The organism is Xanthobacter lutulentifluminis, assembly GCF_043194675.2.
Classification (GTDB): domain Bacteria; phylum Pseudomonadota; class Alphaproteobacteria; order Rhizobiales; family Xanthobacteraceae; genus Xanthobacter.
The window spans coordinates 4,463,187-4,487,937 of record NZ_CM195525.1 but is presented as its reverse complement, the minus strand read 5'-3'; the positions used below and the strand labels follow the sequence as shown (position 1 = coordinate 4,487,937).

Here is a 24,751-nt window from a genome sequence, read left to right as displayed (position 1 = left end):
GCGCGCAGTCCGCGGGCAGCGCGCGAATACCGCCGCAGTATAGACCCGCGCGGCGCGCCGCACAGTCAGTCCACCCGCTCCACGTAGACGGAGATGCGCCCGCCGCAGGACAGGCCGACCTGCCACGCGGTCTCGTCGGCGACTCCGAATTCCAGCGTGCGCGGCCGTCCGGAGGCGATCACCTCCGCCGCCTCGCCCACCACCGCCCCCTCGACGCAGCCGCCGGAGACGGAGCCGAGGAAATTGCCCTCGGCATCGATGACCAGCCGGCTGCCCACCGGGCGCGGCGCGGAGCCCCAGGTTTCCAGCACGGTGGCGAGCGCGACGCCGCGCCCCTCCTGCCGCCAGCGCTCGGCGGCGGCCATCACATCGCCATCGGTCACGTCCATGGCAGGCCCTCCCGGATGCGCCGGCCGGCATTTGGCAAGGCCCGGCTCTTCCCATATAGGTTCGGTCGACACGCGGCGCACCCCCGAGCGCGCCTTTCCACTGGCGCCTTCCGCCGGTCCAAGACCCGCTGAGCTGATGGCAAACCTTCTTCCCCTCCCCGCGCGCGATCAGGGCACCCTGCGCACCATCGACGAACTGGTGGCCGCCGGCCTCGCCGACGCACGGGATGCCGGGGACCTCGCTCCGGTTGCCGCGCGCTATGCCGTCGCTCTCACGCCGACGCTCGCATCTGCCATCGACCCCGCCGACCCGGCCGACCCCATCGCCCGCCAGTTCGTGCCCCGTCCGGAGGAGATCGTCACCACGCCCGAGGAGCGCGCCGACCCCATCGGCGATGACGCCCACAGTCCCGTTCCCGGCATCGTCCACCGCTATCCGGACCGCGCGCTGCTGAAGATCGTGGGCGTCTGCGCCGTCTACTGCCGCTTCTGCTTCCGGCGCGAGATGGTGGGCCCCGGCGCCGGCACCTCCCTGTCGCCGGAGGCGCTGGAGGCGGCATTCGCCTATCTGGCCGCCCATCCGGCGATCTGGGAGGTGATCCTCACCGGCGGCGACCCCTTCATGCTCTCGCCCCGTCGCATGGGCGAGGTGACGGCACGGCTCGCCGCCATCGGCCATGTGAAGATCGCCCGGCACCACACGCGCGTGCCCATCGCCGCGCCGGAGCGCGTCACCGACGCGCTGGTGGCAGCGCTGAAGGCGCCCGGCCTCACCCCCTATGTGGCGATCCACGTGAACCACGCCCGCGAGCTGACCCCGGCCGCGCGCGCCGCGCTCGCGCGCATGGCCGATGCGGGCATTCCGCTTTTGTCCCAGTCGGTGCTGCTGCGCGGCGTGAACGACACTGCGGAGACGATGGCGGAGCTGTTCCGCGCGCTCGTGGAATGCCGGGTGAAGCCCTATTACCTGCATCATCCGGACCTTGCACCGGGCACCGGCCATTTCCGCCTCGACGTGGCGGAGGGACAGGCGCTGATGCGGGCGCTGCGCGGCCGGCTCTCGGGCATCGCGCTGCCCACCTACGTGCTCGACATTCCCGGCGGCGCGGGCAAGGTACCCCTGACGCCGGGCCACATCGCGCCCGCCGGCGACCGGCTGGCGGTGAGCGACAATTGCGGCGGCGTCCACCTCTACCCGCCGGAGGGGTGAGGCGCTCGATCCGCGACAGAGGCCGCGCCGGGATTGGCGCGGCAGGGGGAAGCCGATGGGGGACATCCGCCACGTGGCGCAGCCGGGCCCCGCGCCCGTCGAGCGCATCGAAAGCGCCGTGGGCCGGTGCGTCGCGCTGGAGTTCGAGCTGGAGCCGGGGCTGACCCTCAACGCCGCCCTAACCGGGCCGCTGCTCGCCGCCGGGCTCGGCGCGGCGCAGGTGGAGCTTTCGGGCGGCGCCTTCGCCCCGCTCTCCTACGTGATGCCGGCACCCCCGCCCGACGCCGATCACGTCGCCTGGTACAGCGCGACCTTCGCCCCCGCCGGCACGAGCCGGCTGGAGAAGGGCAACGTCACCTTCGGCCGGCGGGACTGCGCCCCCTTCCTCCACTGCCATGCGGTCTGGACCGAGCCGGACGGCCGGCGCGCGGGCGGCCACATCCTGCCGCACGAGGCGGTGGTGTCCGAGCCCATCCGCGCCCGCGCCTTCGGCGCCGCCGAGGTGGAGACCACCGCCGATTTCGACCCGGAGACGAACTTCACCCTGTTCACGCCCCACGCCCGCGTCGCGCCGGCCGGCGGACCGCGCATCGTGTTCGCGCGGGTGCGGCCGAACGCGGACATCTTCGCCGCGATCGAGAGCCTCTGCCGCCGCCACGACCTTTCCGCCGCGCGGCTGCGCGGCTGCGTCGGCAGCCTGATCGGCGCGCGCTTCACCGCTGCGCCGGAGCTGGAGGATTTCGCCACCGAGGCGTTCATCACCGACGGCACCGTGGCCCCGGATGCCTCCGGCGCCCCGCTGGCGGACCTGAGCGTGGCGTTGGTGGGCCTTTCCGGCGCGCTGGCCGAAGGGCGGCTGGCGCGCGGGCAGAACGCGGTGCTCATCACCTTCGAGCTGGCGCTGGAGGAGGTGGAGGCGGAGGCCTGAGCACCCCCGCTCACCCCTGCCTGTCGTTTCCCCGTCCGGGCCAGAACGGCAGCCGGGTGAGAAAGTTCAGCAGATAGACGAACATGGCCTGCCGTGGCGCGACCACGCCGAGCAAAGCCGAGCCTGCCGCCGTCGCGAGAAGCAGCGGCAGCCGGCTGCCCGCCGCGGCCGCGAGGGAGCGGCTTCCGGGCTTCACGTCCAGATAGCGCAGGGCGATGGCGAGCACCCCGAGCATGGCCAGATTGGCCGAATAGACCAGCACCGCGGGCGTGAACTCGCTGTAGCGCCCCACCAGCCCCGACGAAAACGGCACGGTGGTGACGAAGAACAGGTAGAACAGCGTCAGCCGCGTCACGTTCCCGTCCACGAGCTCGTCGTTCGGCCGCACCGCCGCGCCGGTGCGCCAGAAGGCGCCGAGCACGAAGAAGCTGATGAGGTAGGTCAGCGTCTGGTGCCACAGGCCCGCCAGATGCGCCGACAGGTCGGCCGCGGTGCGGATGTCGAGGTCGTCCGGCAGGCGGATGTCCAGCACCAGCAGCGTCATGGCGAAGGCGAACACGCCGTCGGTCAACGCTTCCACGCGGGTCTTGGAAAAGCGGCTCATGGTCTTCAGGCCCCGGGCGCACGCCCGGCGCCCCCTTTCCCCATAACCCGGCGCGGCGCCCTGCGCGAGAGCGCGGCCGGAAGACCGCGCCCCGTCCGGCGGCCGCTTCTCAGGAGGCCTGCGAGGGCACCGGCGCGCGGGTGCTGCCCGCGTGGCCGGGCTCGGGCGGCAGGAAGTCGGCATCCTCGGCGATCAGCGAGGGCTCACGCTCCTCGGCCATCAGCGCCTCCGCCCGGCTGGCGCTGCGCCCGGCGATGATGCCGACGATGACCAGCTGCATGAAGTGATAGAGCATGATCGGGGTGATGATCAGCGACAGGTCGGGAGAGCCGTTGAACATCACCTGCGCCATGGGCAGGCCGGTGGCGAGCGACTTCTTGGAGGCGCAGAACACCACGGCCACCACGTCCGCCTGCGCGAACCCCAGCAGCCGGCACGCCACCTGGACGAGCGCGTAGACCACCGCGAACAGCACCAGCACGCCGGCCACGATCTCCAGCAGCAGGGCCGGGCTGTGGCCCCGCCAGACACCGGCGACGACGCTGTCGCAGAACGAGTTGTACACGATGGCGAGGATCACCGCCCGGTCCGCCACGCGCACCACCGCCTTGTGGCGCTCCACCAGCCGCGCCAGCAGCGGACGCGCCGCCTGGCCGATGGCCATGGGCAGGATGACCAGCAGCACCAGCTTCAGGATGACCGGTCCCAGCGCCATGCCGGTGCCCACCGAGTGCAGGTACCAGGCGATCAGCATGGGGGTGGCGAACACCCCGATCAGGCTGGAGATGGACGCGTTGAAGATGGCGACCGGCACGTTGCCCCGCGCCAGCGAGGTCATGGCCACCGATGACGATACGGTGGACGGCAGCGCCGCCAGGAAGAAGAACCCGGTGGCGAGCGCTTCAGGCAGGCGATCGCCGATCAGCACCAGCACCGCCATCACCACCGCCGGGAACAGCAGGAAGGTGGAAAGCTGGACGACGAGGTGCAGCTCCCACCGCGCGGCGCTTTCCAGCAGCCGGCGCGGCGCCAGCGACACGCCATACAGGAAGAAGATGACGGCAACGCCCCAGCTCGCGGCCTTGTCGGCATGCAGGATGCCGCCGGTCACGCCCGGCGTTGGCCAGGCAAGCGCAAGGAGCACCGTGAGGGCGAGGGCGACCACGAACGGGTCGAGCTTCAGTCGTGACAACATGAGCCTGGAACGTGGCGTCCGCCATGCGCTCCGAAGTCCGTCTCCCACCCCGCGCCCGGCCCTCCTGAGGAGTGGCAGGGACGCCTGTTTCCGCCCGATCTTGCCGCCGGCCGCGTTGGTATACCTTGGTACCAGTTGCCCGCGCGGTCAACCGCCGCCGGCCGGGATGGGCGGTGCATCCCTTCCGTGCAATTGTCACCTTGGTGCGGTCGGGGTATGAGTCGAAAAAATGGCAGCGCCCAATCGTCGGGCATGATGACAGAATAGGCGCGCCACGCACGACAGAGGGGATCAGGCGGCGGATGGAAGTCTTCCTCCAGCAGCTCATAAACGGATTGACCCTCGGGTCGATCTACGGACTGATCGCCATCGGCTACACGATGGTGTTCGGCATCATCGGGATGGTGAACTTCGCCCACGGCGACGTGTTCATGGTGAGCGCCTTCATTGGCCTCATCTGCGTGCTGCTGCTGACGACTGTGGTCGGCCTCAGCTCCATCTTCCTGATTCTCGCGCTCACCCTGGTGGTGGCGATGGTGTTCACCGGGCTGGTGAGCTGGACCATCGAGCGGGTGGCCTACCGGCCCCTGCGCGGCTCGTTCCGCCTCGCGCCCATGATCTCCGCCATCGGCATGTCCATCCTGCTGTCGAACTTCGTGCAGGTGGCGCAGGGCCCGCGCAACAAGCCGCTGCCCCCCATGGTGACGGACGTGATCGTGGTGATGGAGCGCGACGGCTATCAGGTCACCCTCGCCTACAAGCAGGTGATCATCATGGTGGTCACCGCCGCGCTGCTCGCCGGCTTCTGGTGGCTGGTGCAGAAGACGCCGCTCGGCCGCGCCCAGCGCGCCTGCGAGCAGGACCGCAAGATGGCGGCGCTCTTGGGCGTGAACGTGGACCGCACCATCTCGCTCACCTTCGTCATCGGCGCCGCGCTCGCCGCCGTCGCGGGCGTGATGTACCTGATGTATTACGGCGTCGTGAACTTCGCCGACGGCTTCGTGCCGGGCGTGAAGGCGTTCACCGCCGCGGTGCTGGGCGGCATCGGCTCGCTGCCGGGCGCGGTGCTGGGCGGGCTGCTCATCGGCCTCATCGAGACCTTCTGGTCCGCCTATTTCTCCATTGAATACAAGGATGTGGCGGCGTTCTCCATCCTCGTGGTCACGCTCATCTTCCTGCCCCAGGGCCTGCTCGGCCGGCCGGAAGTGGAGAAGGTGTGATGCCGCCGGCCTCCGGTCCCGACCTCGCCGACCTGTCGGACGCAGCCGATCTGCTGGACCCCTCCCCGTTCCCGGAGACGACGGGCGGCCCCGCCCGGCAACCCTCGGCCCTCGGCGCCGCGTTGAAGGATGCGGTGGCGAGCGGCGTCCTCACCGCGCTGCTGCTGCTGCCGCTGGTGGGGTTCCGCGCCACCGAATCCGGCAGCGGGCCGCTGACCCTCACCTATCGGTTCGGCCTCGTGGCGGTGCTCGCCGGCATCGTGGCGGTGCTGCGCCTCGTGCTGATGCTCACCATCTGGCGGCCGGGACGCAAGGTGAAGGCCGTCGCCGGCCCCTCCCGCTTCGCCGCGCTCGGCGAGCGGCTGGGACCGGCGCTGAAGCCCGCCTTCTTCTCCTTCGCCATCGCCTACCCGTTCCTCGCCATCCTGCTGGCAGGAGGCCTCAGCCCCAGCCGCTACTGGGTGGACCTCGGCATCTATGTGCTCACCTACGTGATGCTGGGATGGGGCCTCAACATCGTGGTGGGCCTCGCCGGCCTGCTCGATCTCGGCTACGTGGCCTTCTACGCGGTGGGCGCCTACACCTTCGCCCTCCTCTCCACCAGCGTGCCGGTGAACGACTTCTTCGCCGGCCACCTCGGCGCCGACTTCTGGACCGCGTGGTCGTTCTGGCTGTGCCTGCCGGTGTCCGGCATCCTCGCCGCCTTCTGGGGCGTCATCCTCGGCTTCCCGGTGCTGCGGCTGCGCGGCGACTATCTCGCCATCGTCACGCTGGCGTTCGGCGAGATCATCCGGCTCGTGCTCATCAACTGGGTGTCGCTGACCAACGGCGGGGCGGGCATCTCCTCCATCCCGCCCATCTCCTTCTTCGGCATCCCGTTCAACAGCTCGGACGAGGGGTTCGCCGCCCTGTTCGGGCTGGAGTTCGATTCGATGCACCGCATCGTCTTCCTCTACTTCGTCATCCTCGGCCTCGCCGCGGTGACGGCGCTCGCCACCGTGCGGCTGCGGCAGATGCCGGTCGGCCGGGCGTGGGAGGCGCTGCGCGAGGATGAGATCGCCTGCCGCTCGCTGGGCATCAACACGACGCTCACCAAGCTCACCGCCTTCGCCACCGGCGCCATGTTCGGCGGCTTCGCCGGCGCCTTCTTCGCGGTGCGGATCCGCTTCGTCTCGCCCGAGAGCTTCACCTTCATGGAATCGGCCGTCATCCTCGCCATCGTGGTGCTGGGCGGCATGGGCTCGCAGATGGGGGTGGCGGGCGCGGCCATCCTGCTCATCGGCGGCATGGAGCTGTTGCGCAACCTCACCTTCCTGAAGGCGGACTTCCTGTTCGGGCCGGATTTCGACCCCTCGCTCTACCGCATGCTCATCTTCGGCTTCGCCATGGTGGCCGTGATGGTCTGGCGCCCGCGCGGCCTCGTCTCCTCGCGCCTGCCCACCATCTTCCTGAAGGAGCGCAAGTCGGTCTCCGCCGCGCTGGTGAAGGAGGGCCACGGCTGATGGCGACCGCCGGCACCAACGGCGCCACCCGGCGCTGGAAGCGCGACCCCATCCTGGTGGTGGACCACCTCTCCATGCGGTTCGGCGGCCTGATCGCCGTCAACGACGCCTCCTTCACCGCCGGCCGTGGCGACGTGACGGCCGTCATCGGCCCCAACGGCGCCGGCAAGACCACCGTGTTCAACTGCATCACCGGCTTCTACAAGCCCACCGCCGGCCGGCTCGCCCTGTTCCACGGCGGCGCCGCCACACCGGCCGAGCTCGACGGCGTGACCGCCGCCGGCCTCTCCTGGGGCCGCACCGAGACGGGCGCGCTCTACCTGCTGGAGCGCCTCGCCGACCACAAGGTGGCCTCCTGGGCGCGGGTGGCCCGCACGTTCCAGAACATCCGCCTGTTCTCCGGCATGACCGTGCTGGAGAACCTGCTGGTGGCGCAGCACATGTCGCTGACCGACACCGGCCTCGTCAGCCCCCCGGCGCTGCTCAACCTGCCCTCCTGGCGGCGGCGGCAGAAGGCTGCGGTGGACAAGGCGCTGTACTGGCTCAACAAGATCAACCTTCTCGCCCGCGCCGACGACCCGGCCGGCGACCTGCCCTATGGCGACCAGCGCCGGCTGGAGATCGCCCGCGCCATGTGCACGGAGCCGGTGCTGCTCTGCCTCGACGAGCCGGCCGCCGGCCTCAACCCGCGCGAGTCGGCAGCGCTGAACGAGCTGCTGCTGTCGATCCGGCGCGAGCACCAGACCTCCATCCTCCTCATCGAGCACGACATGTCGGTGGTGATGGAAATCTCCGACCATGTGGTCGTGCTGGAATACGGCTCCAAGATCGCCGACGGCACGCCGGAGGAGGTGCGCAACGACCCGCGGGTCATCGCCTCCTATCTCGGCGTCGAGGACGAGGCCGCCGTCGCGGCGGAGGTGGGCGCATGAGCGAGACAGCGACCGCCCCGGGCGCCGCCCGCCCGGCTTCCGCCCGCCGCGCCCAGCCCCTGCTGGCGGTGCGGGGCGTCACCGCCTATTACGGCAACATCATCGCGCTCAAGGGCGTGGACATCACGGTGAACGAGGGCGAGATCGTCACCCTCATCGGCGCCAACGGGGCCGGCAAGTCCACCCTGATGATGACCATCTGCGGCAGTCCCCGCGCGCGGGACGGGCAGATCGTCTTCGCCGGGCGGGACATCACCGCCTTGCCCACCCACGAGATCATGCGCCTCAAGATCGCCCAGTCCCCCGAGGGCCGCCGCATCTTCCCGCGCATGACCGTGTACGAGAACCTGCAGATGGGCGCGGAGGTGAGCGGCAGCGCCCACTTCGCCGAAGACATCGAGCGCATGTTCGAGATGTTCCCGCGCCTGCGCGAGCGCATCGACCAGCGTGGTGGCACCCTTTCCGGCGGCGAGCAGCAGATGCTGTCCATCGCCCGCGCGCTCATGAGCCGGCCGCGCCTCCTGCTGCTGGACGAGCCGTCGCTGGGCCTCGCGCCTTTGGTGGTGCGGCAGATCTTCGACGCCATCCGCACCCTCAACGAGACCGAGGGGCTGACGGTGTTCCTGGTGGAGCAGAACGCCTTCCACGCGCTCAAGCTCGCCCATCGCGGCTATGTCATGGTCAACGGGCAGGTCACCATGTCGGGCACCGGCGCGGAGCTTTTGGCCAAGCCCGAGGTGCGCGCCGCCTATCTGGAAGGAGGCCGCTGATGGCGTCCCCGGCCCGCTCTTCGTCCACGGGGCGCGATCCCGGCCGCGCCTCCTCGCCCTTCCTCGTCGGCCCCGCGGTGGCGCTGGCGGGACTGGTCGGCGCCATCGCCTTCTGGCCGCGCGAGCTGATCGCCGCCTCGCTGGGCGACTTCCTCCTGGTGACGCTGCTGCTCGGCGGCAGCGCGGCCTGGCGCACCGGCAAGGCGGTGGCCAAAGGCTGGGCGCCGTACAATCAGCTGCTCCTCTATTGTCTGCTGCTCGCGTGCGCGGTGCGCTTCTGCCACTTCGCCCTGTTCGAGGATCCGCTGTTCGACCCCGAGCCGTTCGTGGTGGAGTTCGTGCTGCTCACCGCCATCGCGACCCTGGGCTTCCGCGCCTTCCGGCGGCGGCAGATGACGGTTCAGTACGCCTGGATGTACGAGCCGGCCGGCCAATTCGCCTGGCGGCCGCGCCGCGGCGGCTGAGCCGGGACGCGGGACAGATGCCGTGACGGCATCGACAGGCGCAGGATTTGCGGCACAATGCGCCGCGGAGTTTCACCCGGGGCGGCGCATGGTCCGCAGCCGGACGAAAGGGAGAGACCTGATGAAGAAGCTCTTGTTGGCCTCGCTCGCCCTGGGCGCCGGCCTCGTGCTCGCGGCGCAGGCCCAGGCGCAGGTGAAGGTGGGCGTCGGCGGCCCCATGACCGGCTCCAACGCGGCCTTCGGCGGCCAGCTCAAGACCGGTGCGGAGCAGGCCGTGGCCGACATCAACGCCGCGGGCGGCATCCTCGGCCAGAAGGTGCAGCTTTATGTCGGCGACGACGCCGGCAAGCCCGAGCAGGGCAAGTCCGCCGCCAACAAGTTCATCTCCGACGGCGTGAAGTTCGTGGTGGGCCACTTCAACTCCGGCGTGTCGATCCCGACCTCGCAGGACTATGAAGAGGCCGGCGTGCTGCAGATCAGCCCCGCCTCCACCAACCCCACCTTCACCGAGCGCAAGATGTGGAACACGTTCCGCACCTGCGGCCGTGACGACCAGCAGGGCGCGGTGGCCGGCGACTACATCGTCAAGAACTTCAAGGGCAAGAAGGTCGCCATCGTCCACGACAAGACCCCCTACGGAAAGGGCCTTGCCGACGAGACCCAGAAGACCATCAACAAGGGCGGCGTGAAGGAAGTCCTCTACGAGGGCATCAATCCCGGCGAGAAGGACTATTCCGCCCTCGTCTCCAAGCTGAAGGCCTCGGGCGTCGACCTGCTCTATTTCGGCGGCCTGCATCCGGAAGCCGGCCTGCTGGTGCGCCAGATGCGCGACCAGGGCCTGAAGACCGTGCTGTTCTCCGGCGACGGCATCACCGACAAGGAGTTCTGGACCATCGCCGGCCCCGGCGCCGAGGGCACGCTGATGACCTTCGGCCCCGATCCGCGCAACAACCCGGCCGCCAAGGACATCGTCGCCGCCTTCAAGGCCAAGGGCGTCGATCCGGAAGGCTACGTTCTGTATTCCTACGCCGCCATGCAGGTCATCAAGCAGGCTGCCGAGGCGGCCAAGTCCCTCGACCCGAAGAAGGTCGCGGCCGAGATCCACTCGGGCAAGACCTTCAACACCGTGCTCGGCCCGCTCTCCTTCGACAAGAAGGGCGACATCACCAAGCTCGACTATGTGGTCTACGGCTGGAAGGACGGCTCCTACAAGCAGCTGTGAGCCGCGCCGTCTGCTGACGCGATCAGGGGTCCGCGCCATGCGCGGGCCCCTTTTTCTTGTCCCGGCCCCCCGTCCGGCCGATGGGAAGGCGCCTTGACAGCCGCCCCGCGCCCGCCTCTCTTCGCCCGGACAACGGAGAGCCCCCATGCCCCAGACCATCACCCGCGGCTGCAAGACCCTGGTGGCGGAAGCCAATGCCCAGATCGAGACCGTGACGGTTCAGGAAGCGCAGCGGCGCATGGCGGACGGGGCGCTGCTGGTGGATCTGCGCGACCCGCGCGAGCTGGAGCGCGACGGACGCCTGCCCGGCGCGTTCCATTGCCCGCGCGGCATGCTCGAATTCTGGATCGACCCGGAAAGCCCCTACCACAAGCCGGTGTTCGCCGAGGACCGTCCGTTCCTCTTCATCTGCGGCGGGGGCTGGCGCTCGGCCCTCGCGGCCGCGACGGCGCAGGACATGGGGCTGAAGCCGGTGGCGCACGTGGATGGCGGCTTCAAGGCCTGGAAGGACGCGGGCGGACCGGTGGAGGCGCGCTGAGGGGCGCCTGAAGCCGCCCCTACCCCACCGTCCCGTACACCTGGTCGGCGCGCGCCTCGAAGGCGTCGGCGAAGCGGCGGAAGGCGGTGTCGAACATGGCGCCCATGACGAGCCCCAGCGCGCGCGAGCGGAACTCGTAGGAGATGAAGAACTTCACCTCGCTGGCCGCCTCGCCGCGGGGGAGGAACTCCCAGCGGTTGTCGAGCCGGCTGAACGGACCGTCGAGATATTCCACATGGATGGTGAGGCGCGGCCGGTCCAGCGTCACGCGGGAGGCGAAGGTCTCGCGGATGAGCTTGTAGGCGACGGTCATGTCCGCCACCAGCACCTCCACCCCCTCGTCCGACTTCAACCGCCGCTTCACCCGCAGCGCCTGGCACAGGGGCACGAACTCGGGATAGCGCTCCACGTCCGCGACCAGATCGAACATCTGCGCCGCCCCGTGGCGCACCCGCCGCGTCGAATTGAACGAAGGCACGTCTCAGGCCCGGCCGAGCCGCGCCGCGCGGGCCGCGCGCAGCTTCTCGAAATCGTCGCCGGCGTGGTGCGAGGAGCGGGTGAGCGGGCTGGAGGAGACCATCAGGAAGCCCTTGGCATAGGCCACCGTCTCATAGGCCTTGAACTCGTCCGGCGTCACGAACCGCTCCACCTTGTGGTGCTTGCGGGTGGGCTGGAGATACTGGCCGATGGTGATGAAATCGACGTCCGCCGAGCGCAGGTCGTCCATCAGTTGCAGCACCTCCGGCCGCTCCTCGCCGAGGCCGACCATGATGCCGGACTTGGTGAAGATGGAGCCGTCCAGCTCCTTCACCTTCTGCAAGAGGCGCAGGGAGTGGAAGTAGCGCGCCCCCGGCCGCACCGAGAGATAGTTGGACGGCACCGTCTCCAGATTGTGGTTGAACACGTCCGGTCGGGCCGCGACCACCACCTCCAGCGCCCCGTCCTTGCGCAGGAAGTCGGGGGTGAGGATCTCGATGGTGGTGGCGGGGCTCGCCTTGCGGATGGCGGCGATGGTCCGCGCGAAGTGCTCGGCCCCGCCGTCGGCCAGGTCGTCCCGGTCCACCGAGGTGATGACCACATGCGAGAGGCCGAGCTTGGCCACCGCGTCGGCCACCTTCTGCGGCTCGTCGGCATCGAGCGCCTCCGGCAGGCCGGTGCGCACGTTGCAGAAGGCGCAGGCGCGCGTGCAGGTGTCGCCCATGATCATGAAGGTGGCGTGCTTCTTCTCCCAGCATTCGCCGATGTTGGGGCAGCCCGCCTCCTCGCACACCGTGTGCAGGCCGTTGGCCCGCACGATGCCCGCCGTCTCCGACCAGCCGGCCGACCCCGGCGCCTTCACCCGGATCCATTCCGGCTTGCGCAGCACCTCGGTCTCGGGGCGGTGCGCCTTCTCCGGGTGACGGGGCCTGTTCAGGGTGTTAAGAACGGTAACCATGGCTTCCGCATCAGGTTTGCGCCGCTGTACGGGCGGTCGAGGTAAAAGCAGGTTTTATCTGTCGGCGACATAAGTGTCGAGTTCACCAGGCGCAACGGAGTTCTGCGCACGCGAGTGTGACATCGACGCTGAATGCAGGGCAACTCATTTTGGCGGACTGGAGCCATACTTCTTTTGCTTGCCACGCCGCGGGGGCTTTCCAGGCTTGGCTCCAGTCTCCTCAGCCTTGTCAGCAGCAACCGCCTTGAGCTTATGAGGCATAGGGAATATTTCGGGCAAACCGTGTGCAGGAACATCGTCAGAAAATGGTTTTATAGCAGGCATAAGAGCAACGATAAAAAGACCAAGACTACAAGTATCAGCTACAAGTTGCTCCAAATCAGCCATGTCAGCTTCTACGCTTGAATGCTTTTCCCGCCCCTTTCCAGTAGATCGTCTCCAATGGGGCTTATCGCCTATATTCGGGTAGATACTATGAGAATGAATTAAAATATTCCTACTCTCGCGCAGCGAATTAAAGGCACGACATGCAAACTCAATTCTCTCGATCAACTCGTCATTGTCGGGACGCTGCCGCGCAAGTGCTAAGAGGACATCAGCCTTGGACACATTGCCCATTCCACTAGTAATGGCCGATCCAATCTCCATATCACCTATGTACTGCCATATAAGGCAAGAAAAGAAATGCTCAATCATATTCCACTCAAGAGAAAAACGGCCGAGATTGTAGACAATCCCGAACGCCTCTTCTGTTTCGTGGTAGTCCACCTCAATATGAGGTGAGCCGATGCTGGCACTCATAAGTTCGCCTCAGACGTGGATGGCGCGCCCGCTGGCGGGCGCACTCAGGCCGGACGCCGGCCCGTGAACGCCCGCCAGATGGCGAGCAGCAGCACCGCCCCGCAGGTGGACACCACGATGCGGTCGGTGAGCCCGTCGCCGATATAGGCGAGGCCGAGCGCCCCCGCCACCCAGCCGCCGAGCATGCCGCCGACGAGCCCCACGAACAGGTTGGTGAACAGGCCGCCGGACGAGGCCATGATCTTCTCGGCCAGGAAGCCCGCGACGATGCCGATAATGATGGAGACGATCATGGCATCCCTCCTCAGCGCGAGCGGATGGCTCGCCACAGCCACAGGAGCACGATGGCGCCGACGATGGCGGCGATCAGCGTGCGGAAGAAGCCGAACACCGGCACGTTGAGCAGCGAGGCCAGCTTGTCGCCCACGAAGGCGCCGGCGACGCCGACGATGAGGTTGGTGAGCAGGCCGTGGTTGCTCGCGGTCACCCGCTCGGCCACCCATCCGGCGATGACGCCGATGAGCAGCAGGGAAAAGAAGCCGACGCCCGGCTGGCTCAGGAACGCATAGGTCTCTTGGCTCATGCCCATACCCCGGTTTGTCCCGCCCGGCTTCCGCCGCCGGCGACGGGCCGATCATGCCGCCGGCCCGGACGCTTGGCGAGGGGGAAGCGCGCGGGCCGGGCATGCAACTTTCGCCTGCGCCCGCGCCCGCCCCTCGCCGGCGTCCTCAGATGTGGATCGCCCGCCCGTAGGCCGCCATGACGCTCTCGTGCATCATCTCGGACAGGGTGGGATGCGGGAACACCGCATGGATCAGCTCTTCCTCGGTGGTCTCGAGGTTCATGGCCACGACGAAGCCCTGGATCAGCTCCGTCACCTCCGCCCCCACCATGTGGGCGCCGAGAAGCTCGCCGGTCTTGGCATCGAAGATGGTCTTCACCAGCCCGTCCGGCTCGCCCAGCGCGATGGCCTTGCCGTTGCCGATGAAGGGGAAGCGGCCGACCTTGATCTGCCGGCCCTGCTCCTTGGCCTTCTTCTCGGTCAGGCCCACGGAGGCGATCTGCGGCGTGCAGTAGGTGCAGCCGGGGATCTTGTTCTTGTCCATGGGATGGGTGTGGAGCCCCTTGATGGTCTCCACGCAGATCACCCCCTCGTGCTCCGCCTTGTGGGCGAGCATGGGCGGGCCGGCGATGTCGCCGATGGCGTAGATGCCCGGCACGTTGGTGCGGCCAAAGGGGTCGATCACGATGCAGCCGCGCTCGATCTTCACGCCCAGCGCCTCGAGGCCGAGGCCCTCCACGTTGCCCACCACGCCGACGGCGGAGATCATGCGCTCCACCGTGATGTCGTGCTTGGCGCCCTTCTCGTCCACCACATGGGCGGTGATGCTGTCGGGATGCTTGGTGACGCCGGTCACCTTGGCGCCGGACATGATCTTCATGCCCTGCTTCTCGAACCGCTTGCGGGCGACGGCGGCGATCTCCTCGTCCTCCACCGGCAGGATCTGCGGCAGCACCTCCACCACGGTCACCTCGGCGCCCATGGTGCGGTAGAAGGAGGCGAACTCGATGCCGATGGCGCCCGAGCCCATGACGAGCAGGCTCTTGGGCATCGTCGAAGGCACCATGGCGTCGAAATAGGTCCAGATCAGCTTCTTGTCGGGCTCGAGGCCCGGCAGCGCACGGGGGCGGGCGCCGGTGGCGACGATGATGTGCTTGGCGGAATAGTCGCCTCCGCCCTTGGCGCCCTTGGGCGGGTTCTCGGCGGCATCCACCTTCAGCTTGCCCGGGGCGGTCAGGGTCGCCTTGCCCCAGATCACGTCCACCTTGTTCTTGCTGAGCAGGAAGCCGACGCCGGTGGCGAGCTGGGAGGACACCCCGCGCGAGCGCTTCACCACGGCGGCGGCATCGAAGCCGATCTTCTCGGCGGAGAGGCCGTAGTCCTTGGCGTGCTCCATGTAGTGGTAGATCTCGGCGGAGCGCAGCAGCGCCTTGGTGGGGATGCAGCCCCAGTTGAGGCAGATGCCACCCAGGTGGCTCTTCTCCACCACCGCGGTCTTGAAGCCGAGCTGCGCGGCGCGGATGGCGGCGACGTAGCCGCCGGGACCGCCGCCGATGACGATGATGTCGTAAGTGTCAGCCATGGGAGGTCTCCTCGCCGCGTGCGCTTCCGGCGGTCATGGATGGGGGGAAACGGGGCGCGTCTTCAGCCGTCCGGCGGCGCGCGCGGCCGCCAGCGCGGCGAGCGCCTGCTCGAACAGGTCGAGGTCGCGGAAGGGATCGCCGGCAGGCGTCCCGGCCTGGATCACCGGCAGCCGTGAGGCGATGAGCGCCTCGGCCAGCATCAGATTGTCGAAATGGCCGAAGTCCTCCACATGGAGGCCGTCCGCCAGCAGCGTCGCGGTCGCCGCGTCGCCCGCCGGCCCGATGGCCGCATGGGCCCGGTGCAGCAGCTCGCCCGGCAGGTTGGAATAGGCAGCCACCGGCTTGCCGAGGGCGAAGGCGAACCCGACCTCGAAGGCAGTGCCGGGATCGGCGCTGATGCCGCGGAACGGCGTCAGGTTGGCGAGCACCGCATCGGCCGCCCGTAAGAGGTCCACGTTGGCGAGGAAGATCTCCCCGCTGCCCGGCCCGCCCGCCGCGTCGAGCGTGGGCTCGCCGTCCAGCGGGTAGAGGCCGGTGAAGCCGTAGCGGGCGCACAGCTCCCGCTTGCGCCGGCCGATCTCGCGCGCATCGTCGAGAAACACTTCGGGGCCGGCGAGATACAGCTTCATGGGGTCGCCCGCCTCCTCGGGCCGTGAGGAGAGCCCCGCCGTGGCGGGGCTCCGTCGCGGACCGGGCAGATGGGGCCCGCCCGGTCCGGTCGTCGGGACTAACCGCGCGCGCTCACTTGGCGAGCAGCGCGTAGAGCTCGTCCTTCAGGCGCATGCGCTCGCGGCGCATGGATTCGATCTCGGCATCGCCGGTGGGCTCCACGTCGGTCTCGGCGCGGTGCACCTGGCGGTTCACCTCGTGATAGGCGTCATAGAGCTTGGCGAAGTGGGCATCCGACACCTTGAGCGCCTGGATCTTCTCGGCGTGCTCCGGGAAGTCGGCGGCGAGCTCGTGGGGCGTATGGCTCATTGTTGTTTCCTCTTTCCGATCAGACGGCGCGACGCGCCGCTGATACCGCAGCTACACCGGCCCGCCGCTGCGGGATTTGATCTGCCGCAGGCCCGCGGGCGGGCCCGCAGCGACCGCCGGCGGTGCCTCACACCAGCATGGACATGGGCTTCTCGATGAAGCCCTTGAACGCGCTGAGCAGCTCGGCGCCCAGCGCGCCGTCCATCACCCGGTGGTCGCAGGTCATGGTCACGGTCATCTGGGTGGCGATCTTGATCTCGCCGCCGCGCACCACCGCCCGCTGCTCGGAGGCGCCCACCGCGAGGATGGAGGACTGCGGCGCGTTGATGATGGCGGTGAAGTTGCGCATCCCCATCATGCCAAGGTTCGACACCGACGAGGAGCCGCCGGAATATTCGTCCGGCTTCAGCTTCTTGGTGCGGGCGCGGGCGGCGAGGTCGCGCATCTCGTTGGAGATGGCGGAGATGGTCTTCTGCTCCGCCTTCTTCACGATGGGCGCATAGAGGCCGCCGTCGATGGCCACCGCCACGCCGACATCCGCGTGCTTCATGCGCAGGATGCGGTCCTCGGCCCACACCGCGTTGGCGGCGGGCACCTTCTGCAGGGCCAGCGCCAGCGCCTTGATGATGAAGTCGTTGACCGACACCCGGTAGGCGGGCTTGCCGTCCTTGTCCTTGGGGGCATTGGCGTTGACCTGCTCGCGCAGGGCCATCAGGTCGTCGAGGTCGCAGTCCACCGTCAGGTAGAAGTGCGGCGTGACCTGCTCGCTCTCCACCAGCCGGCGGGCGATGGTCTTGCGCATGCCGTCGAGCTGGATCTCCTCGTAGGAACCGGGCTCGTACAGGGCCTTGACCTGGTCCGCGCCGGGCGCGGTGGCGAGCGCCGCCTTGGGGGCGGGCGCCGGCGCGGCCGGTGCTGCGGCGGGGGCCGGCGCAGGCGCGGCAGCGGGGCGGGCGCCGGGCTGGGCCCCCTCGATGTCGCGGGCGACGATGCGGCCGTGCGGACCCGAGCCCGCCACGGCGCCCAGGTCGACACCCTTGTCGCGGGCGAGCCGGCGGGCCAGTGGCGAGGCGAACACGCGTCCGGCCGCCCCGTTGGCGGCGGGAGCGGGAGCAGCGACCGCAGCCGCAGCGGCAGGAGCGGCAGGAGCAGCGGCGGGCGCGGGAGCAGGCGCGGCGGCGGGGGCAGCGGGAGCAGGCGCTGCTGCGGCGGCAGCGGGAGCCGGCGCCGCCCCACCCTTCCCGGCCCCGGACGCGGCAGCGGCCACGTCCTCGCCCTCGCCCTCGCCGGCGAGCACGGCGATGAGCTGGTTGACCGGAACGTCCTGCGTGCCTTCCGGCACCAGGATCTTGGCGAGGACGCCTTCGTCGATCGCCTCCACCTCCATGGTGGCCTTGTCGGTCTCGATCTCGGCGAGGACGTCACCGGACTTGACGGTGTCGCCTTCCTTCTTGAGCCACTTGGCGAGGTTGCCCTTCTCCATGGTGGGAGAGAGGGCCGGCATCAGGATCTCGATGGGCATGGGACGACCCCGTCAGCGATAGGTCACGGCGTGGACCGCCTCGATCACCTCGGCGACCGACGGCAGGGCGAGCTTCTCGAGGTTGGCGGCATAGGGCATGGGCACGTCCTTGCCGGTGACGCGGAGCACCGGCGCGTCGAGCCAGTCGAACGCCTTCTCCATCAGCTGGGCGACGATCTCGGAGCCGACGCCCGACTGCGGCCAGCCCTCCTCGACGCTGACGCAGCGCCCGGTCTTCTTCACCGAGGCGATGATGGTGTCCACGTCCATGGGGCGGATGGTGCGCAGGTCGATCACCTCCGCCTCGATGCCCTGCTTGGAGAGTTCCTCGGCCGCCTTCAGCGCGTAGGTCATGCCGATGGAGAAGGACACCAGCGTCACGTCCTTGCCGGGACGGGCGATGCGCGCCTTGCCGATGGGCAGCACGTAATCGTCGAGCTTGGGCACCTCGAACGAGTGGCCATAGAGGATCTCGTTCTCAAGGAAGATCACCGGGTTGGGATCGCGGATGGCGGCCTTCAGCAAGCCCTTCGCGTCGGCCGCCGTATAGGGGGCGATGACCTTCAGGCCGGGCACGTTGGAGTACCAGGCGGAATAATCCTGGCTGTGCTGGGCGGCGACGCGGGCGGCGGCGCCGTTGGGGCCGCGGAACACGATGGAGCAGCCCACCTGCCCGCCCGACATGTAATGGGTCTTGGCCGCAGAGTTGATGATCTGGTCGATCGCCTGCATGGCGAAGTTGAAGGTCATGAACTCGACGATGGGCTTCAGGCCGGCCATGGCCGCGCCGACGCCGATACCTGCGAAGCCATGCTCGGTGATGGGGGTGTCGATGACGCGGCGGGCGCCGAATTCCTGCAGCAGGCCCTGGGTGATCTTGTAGGCGCCCTGATACTCGGCCACCTCCTCGCCCATGACGAAGACGTCGCCGTCGCGGCGCATCTCCTCGGCCATGGCGTCGCGCAGCGCCTCGCGCACCGTCTGGGTGACGAACGTGGTGCCGGCCGGCACTTCCGGATCGGGCTGGGCCGACACCTGCGGCGGGGCGGCGACCGCGGACGGCGCCGGGGTCACGGGCGCGGCAGGCGCGGCGGCGGCCGGCGGCGCGCTCTCGGCCGCCTTGGCCGCCGGCGCAGGCGCCGCGCTCGCATCCTCGCCGTCGGCGACGATGGTGGCGATGGGCGTGTTGACGGCGACGTCCTGCGTGCCTTCGGGCACCAGGATGCGGCCGAGGATCCCCTCGTCGACCGCCTCCACCTCCATGGTGGCCTTGTCGGTCTCGATCTCGGCGAGGACGTCGCCGGATTTCACCGCGTCGCCCTCCTTCTTCACCCACTTGGTGAGGTTGCCCTTCTCCATGGTGGGAGACAGGGCCGGCATGAGAACGTCGATAGCCATGGCTGTCAGCTCTTGCTCGGCACCGTCGCGGGCGCCGCCGGCTCCTGGCCGGTCGGGACCGCGTGGGTGCGCCTGAAGGTGAGGTTTGTGTAGGCGGAGGTGGCGGCGATCGCGATGGTGAGCGCGACGAAGAAGGCGACCGACGCCTTGCCCGTGCGCACGGCATCGAGATCGGCGGCGGGGCCGCGCCGCTTCACGGCGAACGGCCACAGGGCAAGCAGGGCATAGCTGCCGGCACCGACGGGAAAGCCGCCGGCCCGGTTCGCGGCGATGGCGCCGAGGCCGCCCTTCACCGCCACGCCCCAGGCGACAAGCGCCGCCAGGAACGACAGGCCGGCGAGGATATGGAACAGGCCGGCCACCGGGGCGCTCAGCGCAGCACGTCGGTGTAGAGCTCGGCGGCGTCCGGCTCGGGATCGTTGCTGGCGAAGTCGGCGGCGGCGTTGACGATCTCGCGGATCTCCGCATCCACCTTCTTCAGGTCTTCCTCGCTCAGGCCGTGCGTGTCGAGGAGACGGGCGCGCACCTGCTCGATGGGATCGTGCTCGGTGCGCATCTTCTGCACCTCCTCCTTCGACCGGTACTTCGCCGGGTCCGACATGGAGTGGCCGCGATAGCGGTAGGTCTGCATCTCGAGGATGTAGGGGCCATTGCCTTCGCGGGCGAAGGCGAGCGCCCGCTCGCTGGCGGCCTTCACCGCCTGCACGTCCATGCCGTCCACCTGCTCGCCGGGGATGTTGAAGGAGGCGCCGCGCTTGGAGAAGTCCTGCTGGGCCGAGGCGCGGGAGACCGACGTGCCCATGGCGTACTTGTTGTTCTCGATCACGTACACGACCGGCAGCTTCCACAGCTCGGCCATGTTGAAGCTCTCGTAGACCTGGCCCTGGTTGGCCGCGCCGTCGCCGAAATAGGTGACGGAGACGTTGCCGTTCTCGCGGTAGCGGTCGGCGAAGGCGAGGCCGGTGCCGAGCGACACCTGGGCGCCGACGATGCCGTGGCCGCCGAAGAACTGCTTCTCGATGCTGAACATGTGCATCGAGCCGCCCTTGCCCTTGGACAGGCCGCCGCGGCGGCCGGTCAGCTCGGCCATCACGCCCTTGGCGTCCATGCCGGTGGCGAGCATGTGGCCGTGGTCACGGTAGCCGGTGATCACCTGGTCGCCGGACTTCATGGCCATCTGCATGCCCACCACCACGGCTTCCTGGCCGATGTAGAGGTGGCAGAAGCCGCCGATGAGACCCATGCCGTACATCTGGCCCGCCTTCTCCTCGAAGCGGCGGATCAGCAGCATCTCACGATAGGCGAGGAGGTCCTCGTCCTTGGTGAAGGCCGGCGGGGAAGCAGGTTCGGCAGCGGCGCGGGAAGAGGGTTTCTTGGCAGCCATCGGCGTCCTCGAGAAGCGCTGGAACTGCGCCTCTCTAACGCAGGCTCCGCCGCCCTCAAAGCACCAATTTCATCGTGCTGCACTGCAACACGTTGCAAATGCTTGAATTTGCTTGATTGAACTGAATTTCAGTTTATGAGTGTCGTGAACTCAATCACAGTTCATTTTGTGCGAAGCAGCACCAGATCCTTCGCGTTGATGAAGTTCAGCTGGCGCCGTCCCTCCTCGTCCAGCATGTCCGGATCGAGCTGGTTGGGGGCGAGCAGCGACACCTTGTTCTCGATCGCCTTGCGCTGGGCCTTGAGCGACGCGAGCTCGGCCTCCAGCGCCTTCATCTCCTGCTCGTAGTTCCGCTTCGCCACGAGCCCGTGGTCGCCGTTATAGGCGTGGTAGGCGAAATAGCCGATGAGCGCCGCCGCTCCGAGGTGGAGGGCGAGCGTGGCGAGAATGGATTGGAGACGCGACCGGCTCTGCATGGGCGCATCCTCGCCGCTTCGGGTTTCCGTCCCCTTAAGGCCGGCGGGTTTCCGCGCGCGGGGCTGCCCGGTTGCGCGCGGCGGGCGGAAGGAGTCAATTGGCTCCGAGCAACCGGTCAGGAGCGGACCCGACCCGTGGAATGGACTGACGAGGCGATCGTGCTGGGGGTGCGCCGGCATGGCGAGGGCAATGCCATCGTCGAGCTGCTGACACGCCTGCGCGGGCGCCATCTGGGAATGGTGCGCGGCGGCGCCGGCCGCAAGGTGGCGCCCCTGCTCCAGCCGGGCAATACCGTGAGCGCGACGTGGCGCGCCCGGCTCGACGAGCACATGGGCAATTATGCCATCGAGCCCTCGGTGGTGCGCACCGAGCTGCTGATGCGGGCGCCCCATGCGGCGTTCGGCTTCACCCACATGGCCCGGATGCTCCACCTGCTGCCGGAGCGCGACCCGCACGAGGGCCTGTTCCTCACCCTCGGCGCCATCCTCGATGCCTTCGAGGACCGGGCGACGGCCGGCCTGCTGCTGGCGCGGTTCGAGCTGGCGCTGCTGTCGGAGCTGGGATTCGGGCTGGAGCTGGAGACCTGTGCCGCCACCGGCCGGCGCGACGAGCTGATCTACGTGTCCCCGCGCACCGGCCGCGCCGTGTGCCGGGACGCCGGTGCGCCCTATGCGCAGCGGCTGTTCCCCCTCCCCGCCTTCCTGACCGCGGGCGGCCCGGCCGATCCCGAGCAGGTGGAGGCGGCGCTGCGCCTCACCGGCCACTTCCTGCTCGCGCGCGCGCTGGAGCCGCGCGGCCTCGCCTTTTCCGAGGCGCGCGCGGCCTTCCTGACGGCGTGGCGGCGCGATACCGCCCCCGCCTGATCACCAGCGACGGTTCACCCAGACGCTGCGGCAGCGGGTCTGCCAGTGCCAGCGACCGCCCCACCAGACGCGCTGCCGCCAGCAGCGGCGCACCCAGTACACGTTGTCCGGCGTCGCAAGCTGCTGCGACGGACCCAGCAGCATGGAGCCGCTGCCGCCCAGCGATCCCGCCGACGCCGGCGCGGCGGCGAACAGGGCCAGGGCAAGCACACCGCCCGCTGCGAATGCGATCTTCCTCATGAGCCTCTCCTGTCGGAGCCCCGGGCACCTGTGCGCCCGTGAGCAGAAGCTAGAACGATGCCGAGGCACCACTTTGTTCCCCGCCAAGCGAAGTCTCGGCAAAAGAAGGCCGACGACAAGCGCCATTCGCCATGTTGCTGAACACATGTTCACAGCTTGGGTGGCGAATACCGGCCGAATACGTTGCGGCGTACCGCCATCGCCGCCCGTCGCCAGGCCGCGGACCGCCGCGGGACGCCAGGATGCGCGCCAAGATGCGCCTTGTCGCGCGCGCAGGTGCGCGCTACTGGCATCGGATGGCCACGCGCACACTTCCCCCCGGCGACGGAAACATCGAGCAGGTCACGCTGAAGGAGGCGCTGGAAGAGCGCTACCTTGCCTATGCCCTCTCGACCATCATGCACCGCGCCCTGCCGGACGCGCGCGACGGCCTGAAGCCCGTGCACCGGCGCATCCTCCACGCCATGCGCCAGTTGCGGCTCGATCCCGGCCAGGGGTTCAAGAAGTCCGCCCGCGTGGTAGGCGACGTGATCGGCAAGTTCCACCCCCACGGCGACCAGTCGGTCTATGACGCGCTGGTGCGCCTCGCGCAGGATTTCGCCCAGCGCTACCCGCTGGTGGACGGCCAGGGCAATTTCGGCAACGTGGACGGCGATAACGCCGCCGCCATGCGATACACCGAGGCCCGCCTCACCGAGACCGCCCGGCTGCTGCTGGACGGCATCGACGAGAATGCGGTCGACTTCCGTCCCACCTACGACGGCTCGGAAGAGGAGCCGGTGGTGCTGCCGGCGGCCTTCCCCAACCTGCTCGCCAACGGCTCGCAGGGCATCGCGGTGGGCATGGCCACCTCCATCCCGCCCCACAATGCCGCCGAGCTGCTCGACGCGGCCCTGCACCTGATCGAGAACCCCAACGCCCTCGCCTTCGACCTCCTGAAGTTCGTGCCCGGCCCGGACTTCCCCACCGGCGGCGTGCTGGTGGAGGACCCGGTGGGCGTGGCGGAGGCGTACGCGACCGGGCGCGGCTCGTTCCGCGTGCGCGCCCGCTGGGAGAAGGAGGAGACCGGCCGCGGCACATATGTGGTGGTGGTCACGGAGATTCCCTACGGCGTCGCCAAATCCCGGCTGATCGAGAAGATCGCCGAGCTGCTCACCGACAAGAAGCTGCCGCTGCTCGCCGACGTGCGGGACGAGAGCGCCGAGGACATCCGCGTGGTGCTGGAGCCGCGCGCCCGCACCGTGGATGCCGAAGTGCTGATGGAGAGCCTGTTCAAGCTCACCGAGCTGGAGGCCCGCGTCCCGCTCAACATGAACGTGCTGGTGCGCGGGCAGGTGCCCAAGGTGCTCTCCCTCGCCGACGCGCTGCGCGAGTGGCTGGACCACCGCCGCGACGTGCTGCTGCGCCGCTCCCACTACCGCCTCGAGCAGATCGCGCACCGCCTCGAGGTGCTTGGCGGCTACCTCGTCGCCTATCTCAACCTCGACGAGGTGATCCGCATCATCCGCGAGGAGGACGAGCCCAAGCAGGAGCTGATGCGCACCTTCTCGCTCAGCGACGTGCAGGCCGAGGCCATCCTGAACATGCGGCTGCGCTCGCTGCGCCGCCTGGAGGAGATAGAGATCCGCAAGGAGCACGACGCCCTGACCAAGGAGCAGGACGGGCTGAACCGCCTCGTCGGCTCCGAGGCCGCCCAGTGGAAGGCCATCTCCAAGGAGATCCGCGACACCCGCAAGACCTACGGGCCGGAGACCGCCATCGGCCGGCGCCGCACCACCTTCGCCGCCGCCCCCACCGTGCACGAGGATGCCTTCACCGAGGCGCTGGTGGAGCGCGAGCCCATCACCGTGGTGGTCTCCGACAAGGGCTGGATCCGGGCCCTGAAGGGCCATGTGCAGGACCTCTCCAACCTCCAGTTCAAGGGCGACGACCATCTCGGCCATGCCTTCTTCGCCGAGACCACGTCCAAGCTCATGGTGTTCGCCTCCAACGGGCGCTTCTACACGCTGGACGCCGCCAAGCTGCCCGGCGGGCGCGGGCACGGCGAGCCGGTGCGCCTGATGATCGACCTGGAGCAGGAGGCGGAGATCGTCTCCGTCTTCGCCTACCAGGCGGGCCGCAAGCTGCTGGTGGCCTCGAAGCAGGGCCGCGGCTTCATGGTGGCGGAGGACGACTGCCTCGCCAACACGCGCAAGGGCAAGCAGGTGCTGGTGACCGACCCGCCGGACGCGGCGCTGGCCGTGCGCTTCGTCGAGGGCGACTGGGTGGCCGTGATCGGCGACAACCGCAAGCTGCTCCTGTTCCCCCTCAACCAGATGCCGGAGATGGCGCGCGGGCGCGGCGTGCGACTGCAGCGCTACCGCGAGGGCGGCCTTTCCGACCTGAAGACCTTCTCCATGGCCGCCGGCCTCACCTGGGAAGACACCTCCGGCCGGACCTGGACCGTGACCGACCTGATCGAATGGCAGGGCGAGCGCGCCTCCGCCGGCCGGCTGCCGCCCAAGGGCTTCCCCCGCAACAACACGTTCGGCTGA

28 protein-coding genes are annotated in these 24,751 nt (G+C 69.0%); 11 read left to right on the top strand and 17 right to left on the bottom strand.

Annotated elements, in window-relative coordinates; translation table 11 throughout:
- Positions 1-65 precede the first annotated feature (65 nt).
- The gene (locus V5F49_RS20760; RefSeq protein WP_394115171.1) at positions 66-389 is read right to left on the bottom strand and encodes an XdhC family protein; all 324 of its coding nucleotides are present in this window, start codon (positions 387-389) and stop codon (positions 66-68) included.
- Positions 390-525: 136 nt separating this feature from the next.
- Here V5F49_RS20760 and V5F49_RS20755 point away from each other — a divergent pair, with 136 nt between their 5' ends.
- Together V5F49_RS20755 and V5F49_RS20750 are read left to right on the top strand one after the other, a co-directional pair.
- Entirely contained in the window at positions 526-1,599 is a 1,074-nt protein-coding gene (locus V5F49_RS20755; protein WP_394115170.1) for a lysine-2,3-aminomutase-like protein, read from the top strand.
- A 55-nt stretch (positions 1,600-1,654) separates the two neighbouring features.
- Positions 1,655-2,527: a PCC domain-containing protein gene (locus tag V5F49_RS20750; RefSeq protein WP_394115169.1), complete on the top strand. Its 873-nt coding sequence runs from the start codon at positions 1,655-1,657 to the stop codon at positions 2,525-2,527.
- A gap of 10 nt (positions 2,528-2,537) precedes the next feature.
- On the opposite strand, the gene V5F49_RS20745 is transcribed toward V5F49_RS20750, so the two are convergent.
- On the bottom strand, positions 2,538-3,131 hold the full coding sequence (locus tag V5F49_RS20745) for a TMEM175 family protein (protein WP_394115168.1): 594 nt from the start codon (positions 3,129-3,131) through the stop codon (positions 2,538-2,540).
- Between the two features lie 109 nt (positions 3,132-3,240).
- Positions 3,241-4,326, bottom strand: a complete 1,086-nt coding sequence (locus V5F49_RS20740; protein ID WP_394115167.1) for a bile acid:sodium symporter family protein — start codon at positions 4,324-4,326, stop codon at positions 3,241-3,243.
- Between the two features lie 302 nt (positions 4,327-4,628).
- On the opposite strand from V5F49_RS20740, the gene V5F49_RS20735 reads away from it, so the two are divergent.
- From V5F49_RS20735 to V5F49_RS20705, 7 genes are all read left to right on the top strand, one after another.
- Positions 4,629-5,546 carry a branched-chain amino acid ABC transporter permease gene (locus V5F49_RS20735; protein WP_394115166.1) on the top strand — a complete coding sequence of 306 codons (918 nt, stop codon included), beginning with the start codon at positions 4,629-4,631 and terminating at the stop codon, positions 5,544-5,546.
- Positions 5,546-7,048 carry a high-affinity branched-chain amino acid ABC transporter permease LivM gene (gene livM, locus V5F49_RS20730; RefSeq protein ID WP_394115165.1) on the top strand — a complete coding sequence of 501 codons (1,503 nt, stop codon included), beginning with the start codon at positions 5,546-5,548 and terminating at the stop codon, positions 7,046-7,048. Before V5F49_RS20735 ends, livM begins: the two co-directional genes overlap by 1 nt.
- Positions 7,048-7,980, top strand: coding sequence for an ABC transporter ATP-binding protein (locus V5F49_RS20725; protein ID WP_394115164.1), 933 nt, complete (start codon positions 7,048-7,050; stop codon positions 7,978-7,980). The genes livM and V5F49_RS20725 overlap by 1 nt, the downstream gene beginning before the upstream one ends.
- A complete protein-coding gene (locus V5F49_RS20720; protein ID WP_394115163.1) occupies positions 7,977-8,750 on the top strand; it encodes an ABC transporter ATP-binding protein in 774 nt (257 codons plus the stop codon). Before V5F49_RS20725 ends, V5F49_RS20720 begins: the two co-directional genes overlap by 4 nt.
- On the top strand, positions 8,750-9,214 hold the full coding sequence (locus V5F49_RS20715) for a DUF6867 family protein (RefSeq protein ID WP_394115162.1): 465 nt from the start codon (positions 8,750-8,752) through the stop codon (positions 9,212-9,214). Before V5F49_RS20720 ends, V5F49_RS20715 begins: the two co-directional genes overlap by 1 nt.
- 121 nt (positions 9,215-9,335) lie before the next feature.
- Positions 9,336-10,436 (top strand): branched-chain amino acid ABC transporter substrate-binding protein, encoded by a 1,101-nt coding sequence (locus V5F49_RS20710; RefSeq protein WP_394115161.1) that lies wholly within the window; start codon positions 9,336-9,338, stop codon positions 10,434-10,436.
- Between the two features lie 145 nt (positions 10,437-10,581).
- Entirely contained in the window at positions 10,582-10,974 is a 393-nt protein-coding gene (locus V5F49_RS20705; RefSeq protein ID WP_394115160.1) for a rhodanese-like domain-containing protein, read from the top strand.
- A gap of 19 nt (positions 10,975-10,993) precedes the next feature.
- Here the strand turns inward: V5F49_RS20705 and V5F49_RS20700 are convergent, their stop codons facing one another.
- The 13 genes from V5F49_RS20700 to V5F49_RS20640 form a co-directional block, all read right to left on the bottom strand.
- Positions 10,994-11,452, bottom strand: a complete 459-nt coding sequence (locus V5F49_RS20700) for a type II toxin-antitoxin system RatA family toxin (RefSeq protein WP_394115159.1) — start codon at positions 11,450-11,452, stop codon at positions 10,994-10,996.
- 3 nt (positions 11,453-11,455) lie between these two features.
- Positions 11,456-12,409 (bottom strand): lipoyl synthase, encoded by a 954-nt coding sequence (gene lipA / locus V5F49_RS20695; protein WP_394115158.1) that lies wholly within the window; start codon positions 12,407-12,409, stop codon positions 11,456-11,458.
- Between the two features lie 144 nt (positions 12,410-12,553).
- Positions 12,554-13,210: a hypothetical protein gene (locus tag V5F49_RS20690; RefSeq protein WP_394115157.1), complete on the bottom strand. Its 657-nt coding sequence runs from the start codon at positions 13,208-13,210 to the stop codon at positions 12,554-12,556.
- 44 nt (positions 13,211-13,254) lie between these two features.
- On the bottom strand, positions 13,255-13,503 hold the full coding sequence (locus V5F49_RS20685) for a GlsB/YeaQ/YmgE family stress response membrane protein (RefSeq protein WP_394115156.1): 249 nt from the start codon (positions 13,501-13,503) through the stop codon (positions 13,255-13,257).
- An 11-nt stretch (positions 13,504-13,514) separates the two neighbouring features.
- Positions 13,515-13,793 carry a GlsB/YeaQ/YmgE family stress response membrane protein gene (locus V5F49_RS20680; protein WP_394115155.1) on the bottom strand — a complete coding sequence of 93 codons (279 nt, stop codon included), beginning with the start codon at positions 13,791-13,793 and terminating at the stop codon, positions 13,515-13,517.
- A 145-nt stretch (positions 13,794-13,938) separates the two neighbouring features.
- A complete protein-coding gene (gene lpdA / locus V5F49_RS20675; protein ID WP_394115154.1) occupies positions 13,939-15,354 on the bottom strand; it encodes a dihydrolipoyl dehydrogenase in 1,416 nt (471 codons plus the stop codon).
- Positions 15,355-15,387: 33 nt separating this feature from the next.
- Entirely contained in the window at positions 15,388-15,984 is a 597-nt protein-coding gene (locus tag V5F49_RS20670; RefSeq protein WP_394115153.1) for a nucleoside 2-deoxyribosyltransferase, read from the bottom strand.
- A gap of 112 nt (positions 15,985-16,096) precedes the next feature.
- On the bottom strand, positions 16,097-16,333 hold the full coding sequence (locus V5F49_RS20665; RefSeq protein ID WP_394115152.1) for an HP1242/YdcH family protein: 237 nt from the start codon (positions 16,331-16,333) through the stop codon (positions 16,097-16,099).
- 127 nt (positions 16,334-16,460) lie between these two features.
- On the bottom strand, positions 16,461-17,855 hold the full coding sequence (locus tag V5F49_RS20660; RefSeq protein ID WP_394115151.1) for a pyruvate dehydrogenase complex dihydrolipoamide acetyltransferase: 1,395 nt from the start codon (positions 17,853-17,855) through the stop codon (positions 16,461-16,463).
- A 12-nt stretch (positions 17,856-17,867) separates the two neighbouring features.
- Positions 17,868-19,253, bottom strand: coding sequence for a pyruvate dehydrogenase complex E1 component subunit beta (locus V5F49_RS20655; protein WP_394115150.1), 1,386 nt, complete (start codon positions 19,251-19,253; stop codon positions 17,868-17,870).
- Between the two features lie 5 nt (positions 19,254-19,258).
- Positions 19,259-19,615, bottom strand: a complete 357-nt coding sequence (locus tag V5F49_RS20650; RefSeq protein WP_394115149.1) for a hypothetical protein — start codon at positions 19,613-19,615, stop codon at positions 19,259-19,261.
- Positions 19,616-19,623: 8 nt separating this feature from the next.
- Positions 19,624-20,637, bottom strand: a complete 1,014-nt coding sequence (pdhA, locus tag V5F49_RS20645) for a pyruvate dehydrogenase (acetyl-transferring) E1 component subunit alpha (protein ID WP_394115148.1) — start codon at positions 20,635-20,637, stop codon at positions 19,624-19,626.
- Positions 20,638-20,798: 161 nt separating this feature from the next.
- Positions 20,799-21,113 carry an FtsB family cell division protein gene (locus tag V5F49_RS20640; RefSeq protein WP_394115147.1) on the bottom strand — a complete coding sequence of 105 codons (315 nt, stop codon included), beginning with the start codon at positions 21,111-21,113 and terminating at the stop codon, positions 20,799-20,801.
- A gap of 135 nt (positions 21,114-21,248) precedes the next feature.
- Here V5F49_RS20640 and recO point away from each other — a divergent pair, with 135 nt between their 5' ends.
- Entirely contained in the window at positions 21,249-21,977 is a 729-nt protein-coding gene (gene recO / locus V5F49_RS20635) for a DNA repair protein RecO (protein WP_394115146.1), read from the top strand.
- On the opposite strand, the gene V5F49_RS20630 is transcribed toward recO, so the two are convergent.
- Positions 21,978-22,217 carry a hypothetical protein gene (locus V5F49_RS20630; RefSeq protein ID WP_394115145.1) on the bottom strand — a complete coding sequence of 80 codons (240 nt, stop codon included), beginning with the start codon at positions 22,215-22,217 and terminating at the stop codon, positions 21,978-21,980.
- Between the two features lie 296 nt (positions 22,218-22,513).
- Between V5F49_RS20630 and parC the strand changes: the two genes are divergently transcribed.
- Entirely contained in the window at positions 22,514-24,751 is a 2,238-nt protein-coding gene (parC, locus tag V5F49_RS20625; RefSeq protein WP_394115144.1) for a DNA topoisomerase IV subunit A, read from the top strand.